Source organism: Paenibacillus sp. FSL M8-0228 (assembly GCF_038007385.1).
Taxonomy (GTDB): domain Bacteria; phylum Bacillota; class Bacilli; order Paenibacillales; family Paenibacillaceae; genus Paenibacillus; species Paenibacillus polymyxa_D.
The window spans coordinates 4377755-4395000 of sequence record NZ_JBBOXA010000001.1 but is presented as its reverse complement, the minus strand read 5'-3'; the positions used below and the strand labels follow the sequence as shown (position 1 = coordinate 4395000).

Annotated in this window: 14 protein-coding genes, 11 tRNA genes and 2 rRNA genes (1 of these 27 cut by a window edge); 25 read left to right on the top strand and 2 right to left on the bottom strand. The window is 47.2% G+C overall.

The genetic code is table 11. The features are described 5' to 3' along the window. The 21 genes from MKY98_RS19810 to yajC form a co-directional block, all read left to right on the top strand. Positions 1-1872: ribosomal RNA gene (locus tag MKY98_RS19810) — 23S ribosomal RNA — on the top strand (it extends 1055 nt beyond the left edge of the window). A gap of 150 nt (positions 1873-2022) precedes the next feature. Beyond that, positions 2023-2139 (top strand): 5S ribosomal RNA (rrf, locus tag MKY98_RS19805). 19 nt (positions 2140-2158) lie between these two features. Then, a tRNA-Asn gene (locus MKY98_RS19800) sits at positions 2159-2234 on the top strand. Between the two features lie 3 nt (positions 2235-2237). Further along, positions 2238-2329: transfer RNA gene (locus MKY98_RS19795), tRNA-Ser, on the top strand. Positions 2330-2346: 17 nt separating this feature from the next. Beyond that, positions 2347-2418 (top strand) — tRNA-Glu (locus MKY98_RS19790). Between the two features lie 10 nt (positions 2419-2428). Continuing rightward, positions 2429-2504, top strand: a tRNA-Val gene (locus MKY98_RS19785). A gap of 29 nt (positions 2505-2533) precedes the next feature. Continuing rightward, positions 2534-2610 (top strand) — tRNA-Met (locus MKY98_RS19780). A gap of 26 nt (positions 2611-2636) precedes the next feature. After that, positions 2637-2713 (top strand) — tRNA-Asp (locus tag MKY98_RS19775). Positions 2714-2741: 28 nt separating this feature from the next. After that, positions 2742-2817 (top strand) — tRNA-Lys (locus tag MKY98_RS19770). Positions 2818-2852: 35 nt separating this feature from the next. Beyond that, a tRNA-Gly gene (locus MKY98_RS19765) sits at positions 2853-2927 on the top strand. Between the two features lie 5 nt (positions 2928-2932). Next, positions 2933-3009, top strand: a tRNA-Arg gene (locus MKY98_RS19760). Positions 3010-3021: 12 nt separating this feature from the next. Then, a tRNA-Leu gene (locus MKY98_RS19755) sits at positions 3022-3101 on the top strand. Positions 3102-3108: 7 nt separating this feature from the next. Continuing rightward, positions 3109-3182 (top strand) — tRNA-Pro (locus MKY98_RS19750). A gap of 115 nt (positions 3183-3297) precedes the next feature. Further along, positions 3298-4002, top strand: coding sequence for a BofC C-terminal domain-containing protein (locus MKY98_RS19745; RefSeq protein ID WP_029514796.1), 705 nt, complete (start codon positions 3298-3300; stop codon positions 4000-4002). Positions 4003-4230: 228 nt separating this feature from the next. After that, positions 4231-4734: a crossover junction endodeoxyribonuclease RuvC gene (gene ruvC / locus MKY98_RS19740; protein ID WP_029514797.1), complete on the top strand. Its 504-nt coding sequence runs from the start codon at positions 4231-4233 to the stop codon at positions 4732-4734. Further along, positions 4731-5345 (top strand): Holliday junction branch migration protein RuvA, encoded by a 615-nt coding sequence (gene ruvA, locus MKY98_RS19735; RefSeq protein ID WP_029514798.1) that lies wholly within the window; start codon positions 4731-4733, stop codon positions 5343-5345. Before ruvC ends, ruvA begins: the two co-directional genes overlap by 4 nt. A 50-nt stretch (positions 5346-5395) precedes the next feature. Then, positions 5396-6403: a Holliday junction branch migration DNA helicase RuvB gene (gene ruvB / locus MKY98_RS19730; protein WP_013372650.1), complete on the top strand. Its 1008-nt coding sequence runs from the start codon at positions 5396-5398 to the stop codon at positions 6401-6403. Positions 6404-6631: 228 nt separating this feature from the next. Further along, positions 6632-8725: a SpoIID/LytB domain-containing protein gene (locus MKY98_RS19725; protein ID WP_069012456.1), complete on the top strand. Its 2094-nt coding sequence runs from the start codon at positions 6632-6634 to the stop codon at positions 8723-8725. A 7-nt stretch (positions 8726-8732) separates the two neighbouring features. Then, a complete protein-coding gene (gene queA / locus MKY98_RS19720) occupies positions 8733-9761 on the top strand; it encodes a tRNA preQ1(34) S-adenosylmethionine ribosyltransferase-isomerase QueA (protein WP_029514801.1) in 1029 nt (342 codons plus the stop codon). Positions 9762-9781: 20 nt separating this feature from the next. Beyond that, positions 9782-10921: a tRNA guanosine(34) transglycosylase Tgt gene (gene tgt, locus MKY98_RS19715; RefSeq protein WP_029514803.1), complete on the top strand. Its 1140-nt coding sequence runs from the start codon at positions 9782-9784 to the stop codon at positions 10919-10921. A gap of 34 nt (positions 10922-10955) precedes the next feature. After that, entirely contained in the window at positions 10956-11291 is a 336-nt protein-coding gene (gene yajC / locus MKY98_RS19710) for a preprotein translocase subunit YajC (RefSeq protein ID WP_029514804.1), read from the top strand. 87 nt (positions 11292-11378) lie between these two features. On the opposite strand, the gene MKY98_RS19705 is transcribed toward yajC, so the two are convergent. Next, positions 11379-11768, bottom strand: coding sequence for a TIGR04086 family membrane protein (locus tag MKY98_RS19705; RefSeq protein WP_029514806.1), 390 nt, complete (start codon positions 11766-11768; stop codon positions 11379-11381). A 206-nt stretch (positions 11769-11974) separates the two neighbouring features. Between MKY98_RS19705 and MKY98_RS19700 the strand changes: the two genes are divergently transcribed. Further along, positions 11975-12751 (top strand): DUF421 domain-containing protein, encoded by a 777-nt coding sequence (locus tag MKY98_RS19700; protein ID WP_029514807.1) that lies wholly within the window; start codon positions 11975-11977, stop codon positions 12749-12751. A gap of 5 nt (positions 12752-12756) precedes the next feature. Here the strand turns inward: MKY98_RS19700 and spoVB are convergent, their stop codons facing one another. After that, entirely contained in the window at positions 12757-14331 is a 1575-nt protein-coding gene (spoVB, locus tag MKY98_RS19695; RefSeq protein WP_069012457.1) for a stage V sporulation protein B, read from the bottom strand. Positions 14332-14638: 307 nt separating this feature from the next. On the opposite strand from spoVB, the gene MKY98_RS19690 reads away from it, so the two are divergent. From MKY98_RS19690 to secF, 3 genes are all read left to right on the top strand, one after another. Continuing rightward, positions 14639-14896, top strand: a complete 258-nt coding sequence (locus MKY98_RS19690) for a post-transcriptional regulator (RefSeq protein ID WP_013311570.1) — start codon at positions 14639-14641, stop codon at positions 14894-14896. 90 nt (positions 14897-14986) lie between these two features. After that, positions 14987-16243, top strand: a complete 1257-nt coding sequence (gene secD, locus MKY98_RS19685) for a protein translocase subunit SecD (RefSeq protein ID WP_039275022.1) — start codon at positions 14987-14989, stop codon at positions 16241-16243. Beyond that, positions 16233-17150 carry a protein translocase subunit SecF gene (gene secF, locus MKY98_RS19680; RefSeq protein ID WP_081317613.1) on the top strand — a complete coding sequence of 306 codons (918 nt, stop codon included), beginning with the start codon at positions 16233-16235 and terminating at the stop codon, positions 17148-17150. The genes secD and secF overlap by 11 nt, the downstream gene beginning before the upstream one ends. Positions 17151-17246 lie beyond the last annotated feature (96 nt).

The following is a 17246-nucleotide window of genomic DNA, read 5'->3' as shown; positions in this document are numbered from 1 at the left end:
CAAGTGTGTGTTAAGTGGGAAAGGATGTGGAGTTGCACAGACAACCAGGATGTTGGCTTAGAAGCAGCCACCATTGAAAGAGTGCGTAATAGCTCACTGGTCGAGTGACTCTGCGCCGAAAATGTAACGGGGCTAAACACACCACCGAAGCTATGGCTTGATGCTTGCATCAGGGGTAGGGGAGCGTTGAATGCGGGTTGAAGGTGTACCGTAAGGAGCGCTGGACTGCATTCAAGTGAGAATGCCGGTATGAGTAACGAAAAGATCTGTGAGAATCAGATCCGCCGAAAGCCTAAGGGTTCCTGAGGAAGGTTCGTCCGCTCAGGGTAAGTCGGGACCTAAGGCGAGGCCGATAGGCGTAGTCGAAGGACAACAGGTCGAAATTCCTGTACCACCGTAATCCGTTATGAGCGATGGGGTGACGCAGTAGGGTAGTGACGCGGACGGATGGATGTCCGTCTAAGCAGTGAGGCTGATGTGTAGGCAAATCCGCACATCGTAAGGCTGGGCTGTGATGGGGAGCGAAAATTATAGTAGCGAAGGTCATGATCTCAGACTGCCAAGAAAAGCCTCTAGCCAGGAGAAGGTGCCCGTACCGCAAACCGACACAGGTAGGCGAGAAGAGAATTCTAAGGCGCGCGGAAGAACTCTCGTTAAGGAACTCGGCAAAATGACCCCGTAACTTCGGGAGAAGGGGTGCCTCGGTAGGGTGAATAGCCCGAGGGGGCCGCAGTGAAAAGGCCCAAGCGACTGTTTAGCAAAAACACAGGTCTGTGCGAAGCCGCAAGGCGAAGTATACGGGCTGACGCCTGCCCGGTGCTGGAAGGTTAAGGGGAGTGGTAAGCCCTTCGGGGCGAAGCTATGAACCGAAGCCCCAGTAAACGGCGGCCGTAACTATAACGGTCCTAAGGTAGCGAAATTCCTTGTCAGGTAAATTCTGACCCGCACGAATGGCGTAACGACTTGGGCGCTGTCTCAACGAGAGATCCGGTGAAATTTTAATACCTGTGAAGATGCAGGTTACCCGCGACAAGACGGAAAGACCCCATGGAGCTTTACTGCAGCTTGATATTGAATTTGGGTACGATCTGTACAGGATAGGTGGGAGCCGTTGAGCCTTGAGCGCCAGCTTGAGGGGAGGCATCCTTGGGATACCACCCTGATCGTATCTAGGTTCTAACTTGGTACCGTGAACCGGTGCGAGGACAGTGTCAGGTGGGCAGTTTGACTGGGGCGGTCGCCTCCTAAAGAGTAACGGAGGCGCCCCAAGGTTCCCTCAGAATGGTTGGAAATCATTCGAAGAGTGCAAAGGCAGAAGGGAGCTTGACTGCGAGACCTACAAGTCGAGCAGGGACGAAAGTCGGGCTTAGTGATCCGGTGGTACCGCATGGAAGGGCCATCGCTCAACGGATAAAAGCTACCCTGGGGATAACAGGCTTATCTCCCCCAAGAGTCCACATCGACGGGGAGGTTTGGCACCTCGATGTCGGCTCATCGCATCCTGGGGCTGAAGTAGGTCCCAAGGGTTGGGCTGTTCGCCCATTAAAGCGGTACGCGAGCTGGGTTCAGAACGTCGTGAGACAGTTCGGTCCCTATCTGTCGTGGGCGTAGGAAATTTGAGAGGAGCTGTCCTTAGTACGAGAGGACCGGGATGGACGTACCGCTGGTGTACCAGTTGTTCCGCCAGGAGCACCGCTGGGTAGCTATGTACGGAAGGGATAAGCGCTGAAAGCATCTAAGCGTGAAGCCCCCCTCAAGATGAGATTTCCCAGTATGTAAGACCCCTTGAAGACGACGAGGTAGATAGGTTGGGGGTGGAAGTGCAGTAATGCATGGAGCTGACCAATACTAATCGGTCGAGGGCTTATCCTAAGATAAGACGCAATGAGTTTCGGATCCAGTTTTCAGGGTGTAACCTTGAAGGTATGTACAAGTGACATACAACAAGCGCATGGCTATTCATTCACACGATAAGTGATGAACTGAATAGCCGTACGGAAGAATTTGCGTAGCAAATTCATGTTTGGTGGCGATAGCGGAGGGGTTCCACACGTACCCATCCCGAACACGACCGTTAAGCCCTCCAGCGCCGATGGTACTTGGACCGCAGGGTCCTGGGAGAGTAGGACGTCGCCAAGCAGAGCTTTATGATTATTATTCCCTGATAGCTCAGTTGGTAGAGCACTCGACTGTTAATCGAGTTGTCACAGGTTCGAGTCCTGTTCGGGGAGCCATATGGAGAGGTGTCCGAGTTGGCCGAAGGAGCACGATTGGAAATCGTGTAGGCGCCAAAAGCGTCTCGAGGGTTCGAATCCCTCTCTCTCCGCCATAATTATTTTATTGTATGGCCCGTTGGTCAAGGGGTTAAGACACCTCCCTTTCACGGAGGTAACAGGGGTTCGAATCCCCTACGGGTCATAAGTAGTATGGAGGCTTAGCTCAGCTGGGAGAGCATCTGCCTTACAAGCAGAGGGTCGGGGGTTCGAGCCCCTCAGCCTCCACCATTTATTTAAATAGCAGTCCCTAATATTATCGCGGGGTGGAGCAGTTCGGTAGCTCGTCGGGCTCATAACCCGAAGGTCGCAGGTTCAAATCCTGCCCCCGCAACCAATTAACTTTTGAATGTAAACTGCTATGGAACTGTGGTGTAGAGGCCTAACATGCCTGCCTGTCACGCAGGAGATCGCGGGTTCGAATCCCGTCAGTTCCGCCATTTTCACAAAGTTATGTTACCCTGTTGGGAGCCATTAGCTCAGTTGGTAGAGCACCTGACTTTTAATCAGGGTGTCGAAGGTTCGAGTCCTTCATGGCTCACCATTCATGCACTTATATGTCATGGATATAATGATATTGCGGACGTGGCTCAGCGGTAGAGCATCGCCTTGCCAAGGCGAGGGTCGCGGGTTCGATTCCCGTCGTCCGCTCCATATTTGCGCCCTTAGCTCAGCTGGATAGAGCGTTTGACTACGAATCAAAAGGCCGGGAGTTCGAATCTCTCAGGGCGCGCCATTAACTTCATAAGCCGGTGTGGCGGAATTGGCAGACGCGCGCGACTCAAAATCGTGAGGGAAACCGTGGAGGTTCGAGTCCTCTCACCGGCATGTATTTCGGGATGTAGCTCAGCTTGGTAGAGCACCTGGTTTGGGACCAGGGGGTCGCATGTTCAAATCGTGTCATCCCGATTCAAAAGGAAAGTCGCTGGAAGCAGCGGCTTTTTTGTTATATTAATTATCTTTTTGTATAAATCAGTAATCGCCAGGTCACACTAACACAAAAAGTGGGACGGAAGGGATTACTGTGAAGCGATTAAGTTGGAAAAAACAGATGAAACGGCGCTGGAAACAGTGGAGAAGAACAGTGTGGGCCTGTAGCATTTTGGGCGCGGCTTGTTTGCTGGCAGGGTTGGGTATTCTGTTATCGAATTATATGCAGGCTATGTTGTCACAGCCACTCGCTACTACCGTCATGGCAGAGGAGGGCATGGAGGAGGCTTCACATCTGGGTCCAACTGAAGATCACTCCTCACATATGCAACTATTACAAAGTATTCGTGCTTCCGGTATAAGCAGGAAGACCCGTCTGTTAACCACCTACGTATGTGGTACGGAAACACTTTCCTTGGGAACGCTAAGTTCACAGCAGCTAGAGACCTTACTGAAGCAACATCCCGATTGGAAGGGACGACTTAATACCAAAGGAGAGGTGTGGCTGGAACGCAGGGTGGAAGACTTGTCAGAGTCATGCAAAGAGCGTGGATACATGGGTTTGAGCACTGACGGCCAGCTTACATTGTATGAAGGGCTGCCTAAAAGAGAAAAAGTAATCCGCACTTTTTTTCAATTGGATGTGGGTTCCATGGAGACGGCCTTGCCAGAAGGGGTGTATAAACAACTTCAGCAGGGAATCCGTGTACAGGATATAAATGAGTATAACAGTGTAATTTCCACTTTTAGTGACTTTGCCGTGGAGCGAACACAGAGGGTATTAAAACAGCACTATTGATTACAACTGCGAGACGTTAGGCTTTGCCCATGAGGTAAGGCTTGAAGCGTCTCTTTTTATGTTTTTACTCATGTTTAAATTTTTTCCTCTATTAGATACAAAGTTTTGTTATAATGAAAAGAACGACACATATGTTCGCTTTATATGGTATTTGACCGTGAGTATATTCAGGATAACGCTGGCTATTGATTAGTTACGCCATGATTGAGCGATAGAGGAGAGATTTTTTTGCGTTTTCTAGGAATTGATCCGGGTATTGCTATTGTGGGCTTCGGGTTTGTAGACAAGATTGGCAGTAAAGTGGTGCCTGTGCAGTATGGCTGCATCCAGACGGAGGCTCATACACCGGAAGAAGAAAGGCTGCTTCATGTGTATGAAGGCATGTTGCAATTAATAGATAAATATAAGCCTGATGCGGTAGCACTGGAAAAGCTCTTTTTTAATCGCAACGTTACAACCGCTATGTCTGTAAGTCAGGCACGTGGGGTGCTGGTGCTGGCTGCAAAACAACGTAATTTGCCTATAGGTGAATACACGCCGATGCAGGTAAAGCAGGCTATTGTAGGGTATGGTAAGGCTGAGAAGAAACAGGTACAAGAAATGGTTAGAATGTTTCTAAAGCTTCAAACTGTGCCGAAACCGGACGATGTAGCGGATGCTTTGGCGGTGGCTATTTGTCATGCGCACTCCTATGGACTAAATTCAAAATTAAATGAGGTATTGCGAAAATGATAGATTTCTTGCGTGGTTCTGTGGCCCATTTGGAAAATGAATATGTCGTTTTAGATGTACAGGGTGTAGGGTACCGGGTATTTTGTCCGAATCCTTACGCGTTCGCCAAAACTGAAGGTTCAGTGGTTATTTATATTCACCATCATGTAAGGGAAGATGCTATTTTACTGTTCGGTTTTGCGACCCGTGAGGAGCAGCAGCTATTCCGTAAACTGATTGATGTATCTGGTATTGGACCGCGTGTTGCGCTTGGTATTTTAGGAGGCGGTACGCCTGCTCATGTGGTAACGGCGATTTATCAGGAGAATATCACATTTCTCACCAAGTTACCGGGGATCGGTAAAAAGACGGCACAACGTATGATTCTGGATTTGAAAGACAAGCTGGACGGTATTGGCTCGTTAGGGATGGCAACCGGATTGTTTGCTGAGCCTGTCGTAGAAGAAGGCGAAGGTTCATATTGGGGCGAGGCCCGTGAGGCGCTCAAGGCCCTCGGTTATACTGATACTGAGTTGGATAAGGTATGGAGCAGAATGAAGAAAGATGCAAAACCTGATGAATCTGCCGATATTTTGATGAAGCGGGCTTTGCAACTGTTGTTTGCCGGATAGGACGCGGATGTCCGTTAACAAGTGTCTGGTGAAAAGAGGAGCGATGGAATATGGATGACCGGATTATTTCCGCCAATTTGATGATGGAAGACCAGACGGCGGAGCTAAGCCTTCGCCCCCGTTATCTAAATGAATATATCGGGCAAAATCAGGTTAAGGAAAATCTGAAAGTATATATTGAAGCGGCCAAAATGCGTAAAGAAGCGTTGGACCATGTACTGTTGTACGGACCGCCTGGGTTGGGTAAAACAACTCTTGCTAACATTATTGCCAATGAGTTGGGGGTTAATCTGCGTACGACTTCAGGTCCTGCAATTGAAAGACCGGGAGATTTGGCAGCATTGCTGACCAATCTTCAAGAGGGTGATGTTTTGTTCATTGATGAGATTCATCGCCTTCATCGTACGGTGGAAGAAGTCATGTATCCGGCGATGGAGGATTTTGCGCTGGATATTATGATTGGTAAAGGCCCGAGTGCACGCTCAGTCCGTCTGGATTTGCCACCCTTTACACTTATAGGGGCCACTACGCGCGCTGGGCTGCTCTCTGCGCCATTGCGTGATCGGTTTGGTGTTATTAGTCGATTAGAGTTTTATACGACAGACGAGCTGGCTTACATTGTGTCCAGGAACGCGGATATTATGGAGATTGAAATTGTCGGGGATGCGGCGGAGGAAATCGCATTGCGTTCACGGGGGACACCGCGTATTGCCAACCGACTATTAAAAAGGGTGCGTGATTTTGCCCAGGTTGCCGGAGACGGAATTATCCATTCTGAGTTGGCTGCAGAGGCACTAAAGAGACTTCAAATAGATCCTCTCGGGCTGGATGAAATTGATCATAAAATGCTTAAGGCCATGATTCATTCATTCCGGGGCGGACCTGTAGGATTGGACACAATTGCTGCAACCATTGGTGAAGAGAGTCAGACTATTGAGGACGTGTATGAACCCTATTTGTTACAAATTGGTCTTTTACAAAGAACACCTCGGGGACGAACAGTGACTCCGGCGGCATATGCCCACCTTGGAATCCCCATGCCAACGGATCCACGGTGATTAGGAAACATGATGCACTTTTTAAAAAAATTATTGCATGGTTACATGCAGTATGGTGAATACGATATCGGCTGACGGATGACTGAGGGAATGAGAGTATAAGTAAGATTTTGGCGGGTTTATATTTTGGTTTATTCCGCCGATGTATTTAAAGGGACAGACAAGGATCGAGAGCCCGATAAATTACGCAAATATAAGTGCTAGGCAGCTAGATTGGGGGAGCCAGAAATGAGTGGAAAAGCATTTAACCGAGAAAGTATTTTCGGTGCATGGATGGGCCGGGCCAAACGAGCAGCAGCGATTATGGTATTAGCTACAGTGTGCATACCTTGGTCTTCGGGCGTTCACGCTGCCGCCGCCCAAGAGGATATTCGTGTAGTGATTTTTGCGGATCTAGGCAGCAAATATAAAGCGACAGTCCCCGCTGTAACCTTGAAATCATCAGGAGGTCTGAGTGTTGGACAGAACAGTGGAGGCAGCTTTCAAACTTGGATGGGACTGCCAGACAGTACAGCTCGTTTTAGTGTAGACAGCTATCGGGTGAAGGTACTTGAAGGAAATGAAGCAGCGGCGATAAAAGCGGCGCAAGCCCTGCAAAAGACTAATGATAAACCTACGGTTTTTATCGGTTCAAAAAATGGTAGCTCTGTGTATCAAGTGTACGCGGGAATATATGCTAGTGAACAGTCTGCGCAGGCTGCTGTACAGCGGATTTCCTCGGCAACCGGAGCGCAGGCCGAGGTGAAGGGAAACAAGCATTGGTCCACTGGAAGCTACGGAAGCGAGCAGGAAGCTAATCTCGTTCGAACGACAATTGCTGCGGCGGGCTTTGATGCTTTTACTGTGATTCAATCAAGAGGTCAGTATGCCGTGTGGGTTGGAGAAGAAAGTAATGACAGCAAGCTGTTGGCTTTGAAAACTGAGTTGGAGAGCAAGCAACCGAGACTCACGCTGTCTAAAGTTAATGGTACTCAAACTGGCCTCATTATAAGACAGGAAGCAGGAGTCACGACTGGCTCGCAGGTGATGTCTCATTACATGCTAAGTGGTTCTGATAATAGCAAGGTAATTGTCAGCGGTGGTAATGATGGAATACAAGTGATGGAAAGATCACAGCGTATATATCGCGGCGAGATGGAGATTGGCATGACGTCAGGTCAGCTGGCGCTTGTGAACGAAGTTCCTTTGGAGCAGTATTTGTATTCCGTGGTAGGAGCAGAGGTCTATTCCTCATGGCCAGATGAAGCGCTCAAGGCTCAAGCGGTAGCGGCTCGTAGCTACGCGCTTGCCCAAGGCAATCGGTTTCAGATCGGCAATGTGGTAGACGGCACGTTAAGCCAGGCTTACAACGGTAAGAGCTCGGAACATGCCAATGTCAATGAGGCTGTAGATGCAACAGCTGGTGAAGTCATTAAAAGTGGCGGCAAAGTGGTCGAAGCTGTATTTTCATCTAATGCGGGCGGTGTGACAGCAGATGCTTCTGAGGTGTGGAACAGTGGTGGCGAAGCCTTTGCCAGCGTAGACAGCTCGGGGGATACTTCGGCGCAAAAAGGAGCACAGGAATGGTATCATGTACTTCTCTCCAGTGGCAAGACAGGGTATATTCGTGAGGATAATGCTAAGGAACTGGAGGGTGTCACAGAAGCGGGGTTAGACAAAATCACCGTCACTGCGGAAAATACAAATGTGCGTCCTATTCCCCAAATTCAATCGACGGTTACACCAATAGCCAAGGCGCAGCCGGGTGAAGAGATCATTGTATTAGAAAAGGTGCCTCAGTCCGGAGACTATGCATGGGTGAGGGGGCCCTTTACGTCAGCTCAGCTTGCTAAATCCCTGCAAGGAAAAGTAACGGGTACAGTGCCTTCCTCTATTAATCACCTCGATGTCACCAAACGTGGTCCATCAGGGCGAGTGTTGGAGGTTGAAGCGAACGGATCCCCTTTGAAAGTGAAGTATCCGGATATGTTTCGCTCAGCAATGGGCGGACTCCCGAGCACACTGTTTGATATTGCGAGTACCGGAAGTTATACTGTATTAGGCGCTGATGGGGCTACTTCTCATGTAAGTGGTACACAAGGCACTCAAATCCTGTCCGCATCTGGCAGCAGTACTTCAAGTGGTAACGGGGTGATCGTCATGAATGAAGATCGTCATGCACGAGTCATTGACAAAACACAAAGCTTTATTTTTACAGGTAAAGGAAATGGTCATGGTTTGGGCTTATCCCAATGGGGTGCCAATGGTTTGGCCGAGCAGGGGTATGATTACAAGAAAATTTTGCAACACTATTATAAAAATGTGGATATAGTTAAGGACTGACCAATATATGAACGTAAACGACTACGATTTTGAACTGCCTGAAACATTAATTGCACAGACGCCTTTGCTTGATCGGAGCGCTTCCAGATTACTGACATTAAACAAAAATAACGGTGAAGTGGGCCATCATACGTTTTCGGATATTGTGCAGTATCTCCAACCAGGGGATACGTTGGTATTAAACGATACGAGAGTGATTCCTGCACGCTTGTTTGGCATCAAGGAAGACACGGGAGCTAAGGCTGAGGTTTTGTTGCTTAAGCAACTGCAAGGGGACCGATGGGAAGCATTGGTGAAACCTGGTAAAAAGCTGAAAAAGGGTGCTGTTATCGTTTTCGGTGATGAGCTGAAAGCAGTAATTGAGGAAGAAGGAGATATGGGCGGCAGGGTACTGTCATTTTCATATGACGGTATTTTCCAGGAGATATTGGACCGCTTGGGCCAAATGCCGCTTCCGCCGTATATCAAGGAACAACTGGATGACCGCGAGCGCTATCAGACCGTTTATGCTCGGCATGAAGGTTCGGCTGCGGCTCCAACGGCAGGGCTGCACTTTACAGAAGAATTGCTGGACCAGATTAAAAAGAAGGGCGTTACCGTTGCCTTTATCACACTTCATGTTGGCTTAGGGACGTTCAGACCGATGTCTGTGGATACGATTGAAGAGCATGTAATGCATGAAGAATACTATTCATTGTCACAGGAAACAGCCGATGTGCTCAATGAAACCAAGGCGCGCGGTGGAAGAGTCGTGGCGGTGGGGACGACCAGTTGCCGGACGCTGGAGACGGTGGGTAATAAATTTGGTGATGGAGTATTAGAGGCCAGTAGTGGCTGGACACAGATTTTTATTTATCCAGGCTATGAATTCCGTGTGGTGGATGCGATGATTACGAATTTTCATTTGCCCAAATCCACCTTGGTTATGCTGGTCAGCGCACTGGCGGGCAGGGAGAATATTATGCATGCTTACCAGGAGGCGATTGACCGACAATATCGGTTTTTCAGCTTCGGGGATGCAATGTTCATTTATTAATTAAGGATGGTAGAGAAAATATGGCACCAGCAATAAGATACGAACATATCAAAACCTGCAAGCAATCGGGAGCCCGTCTCGGGCGTGTACACACTCCTCACGGAGTTATTGAGACACCAACCTTTATGCCTGTGGGAACTCAAGCGACTGTTAAAACGATGAGTCCTGAGGAACTGAAAGCGATGGATGCTCAAATTATTTTGAGTAACACGTACCATTTGTTTCTTCGTCCTGGCCACGATATTATTCGTGAAGCGGGTGGACTGCACAAGTTTATGAATTGGGATCGCCCTATTTTAACGGACAGCGGCGGATTCCAGGTGTTTTCTTTAAGTGAAATGCGCAAGATTTCAGAGGAGGGTGTTCATTTTCGCTCTCATTTAAATGGAGATAAAAAGTTTCTTTCGCCTGAAGTGGCGATGGAAATTCAAAACTCACTTGGCTCAGATATTATGATGGCCTTCGATGAATGTCCGCCGTTTCCGGCTGAATATGAGTATGTGAAAAAGTCACTGGAACGCACCAGCCGTTGGGCTGAGCGTTGTCTAGAGGCACACGCGCGTCCTCATGATCAAGGTCTGTTTGCCATTGTTCAGGGAGGCATGCATGAAGATCTGCGCAGGCAAAGCGCTGCGGATTTGACTTCCATGGATTTCCCGGGGTATGCTATTGGTGGACTGAGCGTAGGTGAACCGAAACATTTGATGTATGAAGTGCTCGATTATACGGTTCCTCTGCTTCCCACCAACAAGCCACGTTATTTGATGGGCGTGGGTTCGCCTGATGCTTTGATTGAAGGCTCTATCCGTGGTGTGGATATGTTCGATTGTGTACTTCCAACCCGAATTGCTCGCAACGGGACAACGATGACCAGCCAAGGTCGTCTTGTCGTTCGCAATGCCCAATATGCAAGTGATTTTGGCCCGCTCGATCCTGCTTGTGATTGTTATACCTGTCGCAATTATTCACGTGCTTACTTGCGACATTTGATTAAAGCGGATGAAACCTTCGGGCTCCGACTGACAACGTATCATAACTTGCATTTCTTAATACAATTGATGCGTAATGTCAGACAAGCGATTATGGATGACAGGCTGCTTGATTTCCGAGATGAATTTTTTGAGCAGTACGGTCTTCATGATAATGATAAAGGATTTTAAGTTTTAGGGAGAGTATACGAAAGGGGGATTTAACATGTTTCATTTTGCTACAGCCGCTGCTACACCCGGTGGAACTGGCGGACTTTTTCAAATGATCTGGCCACTGGCTCTGATGTTTGTAATCTTCTATTTCTTGCTGATTCGCCCGAATCAGAAAAAACAAAAGCAACGTCAAACGATGCTTCAAGCTTTGAAAAAGGGAGATAAAGTCATTACAATCGGAGGTCTTCACGGTACAATTATGGAGATTACGGATGATGTAGTAGTTTTGCGTGTGAATGATGTCACGAAGCTGACCTTTGACCGCAGTGCAATCAGCAACGCGATTGCAAAAGACACGGCATCTGAGGAAGTTGTTTCCAAATCGTAAAATGCTGGTGACCGTTATACAAAAACCGAGCCTTTGAGGAGGCTCGGTTTTTTGTGTTGTTTTATTACATGGGTACAAACATTTTGATTACTTGTTGAGATTAATGCCAAACATCCCACCACCTGCGCCTATGACAAACGCGAAACCTAAGTGTAACAGGTCCTTGCCGACCATGCCCGCATCCAATGCCAGAAAACCGACCAGCAGAACGATTAGTCCATACAGGATACCTGTAATACCGCCTTGATACCAGCCTTTGTTTGCTGATCTTTTACCGGCGACGAAGCCACCAGATAGCATGGCGAATGCATGGACGATGTACGTATACAATGATAAGTCCTGTTCCTGCATCTGTGTCAGCCACAAGAGTAGTGAAAGAATCAATGCGCCAAGCAGCATCCATGCAAAAGCATAGAATAAGCCGGATAAAATAGGATGGGCCAGACGAAACGAACACCAGCGGCGAATGAGCTCCATTGATAATTCCTCCTGTACCAAGGTTTGAACTATTATCATTCTATGGCCAAGCCTCACGGCTTAGTACCAAGTCGCAAGCAGTCTTTCTCTTTATTTCAATAATTTAGCCTTTTGTTTTTTGTATGAGCCAAGTGAGGAACGGTCAGAATACGTGTACAATGAACGACTCATGTCTTATTGCAAGTACAGGGGAGGAGGCGAACATATTGAGTCACGATATTTTTGCTCATATTTTTCGGACGCTGCTCATGTATTTTATTGTATATCTGGTGATGCGCTTGATGGGTAAAAGGGAGATCGGTAAATTGTCTGTTTTCGATCTCGTCATATCCATTATGATTGCAGAAATTGCTGTATTCAGTCTGGAGGACATAAAACGTCCACTTTACGAAGGATTGATTCCTTTAGGAGTGCTGTTAATTTTGCAAATTGGGATTTCCTATTTCAGTCTGAAAAGTCGGCGACTGCGCTTACTATTTGATGGTAGGCCCAGTGTATTGTACTCTAATGGACAATTAAACAAGGACGAAATGGTGAAACAACGTTACAATTTGGATGACTTGCTGTTACAACTTCGTGAACAAAATATAGAAAGTCTGGACGAAGTTGAATATGTTATTTTGGAAACGACAGGTAAGCTAACGGTTATAGGTAAGGATGATAACGTCGGAGTGGAACACGAAAAAATGAAGCAGGAATTAAACGGAACAGATTTGGCAAACAAAGAGCTACAGGTGGATAAAGTCCATCCTTCTCCACAAATCGGTGGAAAGTTTAGATATGAGGGACTGCCTATTCCATTAATCATGGATGGTAAGGTGCTGGATCGAAATTTGGAACGAATGGATATGAACCGGTTTTGGCTTAAAAATCAAATTCAAGCGAAGGGACACAAAGATTTTAAGGATGTTTTTTTATGCTCGGTTAACCATAGAGGTGATGTGTACATTACACCACCGGCCTATGGAAAATCTTCGGATTAGATTTCTTATGCTTTAAACCATCTTCTCAGGATTGGAATGCGTGTAAGGTTGTCCCAATCAATCATTTTGATCAAGGTCATCAGGAAAAGGTACAGAATAATTCCCAAGCCTGCGGAAAAAATAAATTGGAGCCACATTTGGTCGAACATCGTTAAATGTCTGTAGGTATATAACACTGCTGCTGCCATGATGATCATGCCTATCCCGGTCTTCCAGAAATCGAGCAAACGTACGCGGAAGCGAAGTAGCCTGCTGACACTGAAGCCATGAAGGAGAGTAACAATGGCACTGTTAATACAAATGGCGATGACAGCTCCGTAGATACCGTACTGAGGTTGGGATGCAAGCCAGACGATCAGCACAATTTTGATAACGGCTCCGATAAAGGTATTTAATAAGGCACTTCCAGGACGGTCTAACGCCTGAAGTGCTGCCTGAAGCGGGGCCTGAATGTACATAAAAAGAGCAAAAGGTGCCATGAGCTTAAGCATTCCTGCAATATCGCCATTATTGTAGAGTAGCAGACACAGAGGTTCCGCCAATACATACATGATCACGGCAAATGGGGCTCCTGCAACCAAAGCGAGCCGAAGCGATTGATGTAGACGTTTGTGAATGGCTATAATATGCCCCTTAGCCGCTGCTTCGGATAACGAAGGAACGAGTGAAACAGCTAATGAACTGGTCAGAACCCCAGGTAGTAATAACACAGGAATGACCATGCCCTGCATGGCTCCATATTGTGCGGTTGCCACGCCAGTTGCAATGCCTGCTACGGCAAGGCTGCGCATGCACAAGATAGATTCGAGCAAATAGGATAAGGAACCGACAAGCCTTCCAGCAGTCACGGGAACGGATATAGACATAAGACGTGACAAAACAGATGATTGCTCGGGATAAACCTCAGAGGAGGGGCCAGGTGAATTCGGCTGAAGGATGCGATCTTTTCGCTGGTTACACACGTATTGCCATAGAAGCACAATCATGCCAATGAATTCGCCCGCCAGAGCACCGAGCATGGCACCTGCAGCAGCGTAGGCTACCCCATGGGGAAGTAACAAGTAAGCAAACCAAATGACACAAAAAATGCGCATAACGGTCTCGGCAATCGAGGAACTAGCGGAAGGAATCATATTTTGCTTTCCCTGAAAATAGCCCCTATAAGCTGAAGAAACAGCTACAATGACAATCATTGGGCTCATGCTCACGAATGTATAATACACGCGGCTGTCGGTCAGAAGATGGCTTGTGATCCAAGGCGCGAACACAAGACAGAGCACCATGGCGATCAGACTGAGTGTAATGGTTAAGCGCAGGCTGGTGTGCAAAATACGCCGCGACATTTCGGGCTGTCCCGCCGTTTCGGCTTCGGCTACTAGCTTGGCTACCGCAAGAGGGATTCCCCCTGTAATAAGCGTCACCAGAACGATAAAAAAGGGATACCCCTGTTGGTACAAGCCAACTCCTTCGGGGCCGATGATACGCGGGAGTGCGATTCGGGGAATAAAACCTAGTATCCGGTTGATAATTCCTGCTGCCAATAAAATAATTGCTCCATGGATGAATGTCTGCTTTTTCAATCGCAACTCCCTCTTCCCCAAAATGTAATTCTGCGTCTATACATTACTTTAGAAGATATGCTGGACCTGTCCATCTTCATGACAAGCTTTTCCGTTCAGAAACAAAGTGATTTAGACAACAAGAGGGAGAGTGGTGAATTCTGCTATTGACGAGCGAAATGATTGCATATATTGTTGATTTAAGGCTATTTTCAACGAGAAGAAGGGTTTTCCAGGATCAGGACAGAAATGTTCTACAAAGCAGTCAATAACCCCGCTAATTGCTGATCTGCGGAACCGGTAGTCGCTGGGAGGAGGAACGGCCATCGTGGGTATGGAAGAGCTGGATGAGCAGGATTGGGATGACGCAATTGAGATGCTTTGTCAAAGTAAGGCGGACGAGTTGATTCTCGTAGGCTATGAGCATGTCACAAGTAAGGACGTGTGGAATTGCGTCAGCCATAAATATGAAAAGGAGGGTATTCCTCCGCTGCACAAGCTCGTTAACGATATACTTTCCCTTAAAGCGACGAGCTTTATGAACTATTTGACTATGTCCGCATTACGGGGCTCCACTTTCGAATAGAAGGGGGTCTTTTTTTGCGTTCAAATTGACTGCTTTTTGAGGGGTAGCTATAATAGGAATATTGAGAATGAAAGGGGAACATGGGACGGAATGAAGAGAATTCTAAGTTTCATCGTGGTCGTGCTCATAACTACTGGTGTTATGATCGGGACAAGCCCGGGCCTACTGAACAGTTTAAAATTAGGCCTCGATTTAAAGGGAGGCTTTGAAATTTTATATGAAGCCCAGCCTTTGGAAGCCGGGCAGAGTGTAACCAGACAGTCTCTTATACAAACAGCTCAAAGTCTGGAGAGACGGATTAATGCGCTCGGTACGACTGAGCCGGAAGTAACAACAGAGGGGAGCAACCGTATTCGCGTGCGGCTTGCTGGTGTCACTAATGAGGCAGAAGTTCGCTCCATGCTGAAAAAGCCTGCAGAATTAACGTTTCGCAGTGCAACGGCAGCAGATGCTAAGAAGCCAGGTCAATACAGCAAAATTGAGCTCCGCGGTAATGATTTTGTGGAGAATGGCGCTGTTGTAGGCTATGACCAGCTGAATCAACCTGAGATTAGTATCAAAGTCAAGGACAAAGCTAAATTTGCAGAAATCACAAAGCGACTTCTGAATAAAGAATTAGCTATTTTCCTGGATCAGGAATTGCTTTCTGCACCCACAGTGCGTGGGGAATTAACGGACGGTAGCGCGTCAATCACAGGTAGCTACACTCGTGATGAAGCGAATAAACTGGCGGATACGATTAATCTGGGTGCCCTTCCGCTCAAACTGACGGAAAAATATTCTCAGAGTGTAGGTGCTACGCTGGGTCAATTGTCACTGGATCAGACGATTCGTGCTGGATTGATCGGCTCGATCATTATTCTGGTATTTATGATTGCAATGTTCCGTGTACCGGGATTAGTGGCCAGTTTCTGTCTCATCGTTCATACCTGGGTAGTGCTTGCGATTTTCTACTTGGGTGGATTCGTACTCACACTCCCAGGTATCGCCGCCTTTGTGCTCGGGATCGGGATGGCGGTCGATGCCAACATCATTACGTATGAACGGATTAAAGAAGAAATCAAGTCAGGCAAAACGATTCGTTCTTCTGTCATTGCAGGTAGTAAGGCTTCGTTCCGTACCGTTATGGATGCCAATGTTACGACAATTATAGCGGCAGCGGTTATGTTTGGTCTGGGAACAGGCTCCGTTCGAGGATTCGCTTTGGTGCTCATCGTTGATATTGTCACCAGTATTTTGACGAATATCTTCTTCTCCCGCTTCTTACTCAATCTGCTGGTTAAAGCGGATGCTGTGAAGAAGGCCAAGTATTTTGGTGTGAAGGAGAGTGATATCAGTGCGCTTTAATTGGAACTTGAAATATATTAAGATGAGCAAGTGGTTTTACACGTTCTCGATTATTATCACACTGCTTGGTATTCTAAGCTTGTCAATATTCGGCTTGAATTACGGGGTAGACTTTCGTTCCGGTTCCAATGTGGATATCAATTTGACTAAAGCCGTTACACAAGAACAGATTCAAACTTTGCTGAATAAGCAGGGGATTGGGAAAGAGGTGGATTATACACCGGGGAAAGAGCGTTTCGGCATTCGCTTCTCACAGGTGTTGACGGATCAGCAAGTGAATGATTTTAAGATTTCTTTTAATAAACAGCTGGATCCGAAGGCTTCGTTTGAGGTCAATACAGTGGATACGGAAATGGCACAAGAACTGGAGCAGAATGCAATATGGGCGATTTTGCTAGCATGTGTAGCCATAGCGGTCTATATTTCGATCCGGTTTGAATGGCGGTTTGCCATTGCAGCCATCGTTTCGTTGTTGCATGATGCCTTCCTCGTTATCAGTATTTTCTCGCTTTTCCGGCTTGAGGTGGATTTGACCTTTATTACGGCAATTCTGACGATTGTTGGTTTCTCCATTAATGACACCGTCGTTATTTTTGACCGTATTCGGGAAAATCTACGATTTGCGAAGAAGAAGTCCAGGGACGACTTAGAGCAGGTAGTTGATCACAGTATTGCGCAGACAATGACTCGGTCACTTGCAACCGTGTTTACGGTGTTTATTGCCTCCGTATGTTTGTTCATATTTGGCGGCGAATCGATCCGTATGTTCTCACTTGCAATGGTCATTGGTTTGTTGTTTGGTGCTTATTCCTCCATTTTCATTGCCAGCCCGCTGTGGGTGGCATTGAAAGGAAAACAAAAATCTCCGACAGCTGGCGGGGGCGCGGCCAAAACTGCAAAGTCTTAAGTTACGCAAATACCAGTAGTATAAATTAAAGAGAAAGCCGCGTCTGCTTGGGCGCGGTTTTCTAAGGTTTTAAGATTTACCTTAAGTAAGGCTCAG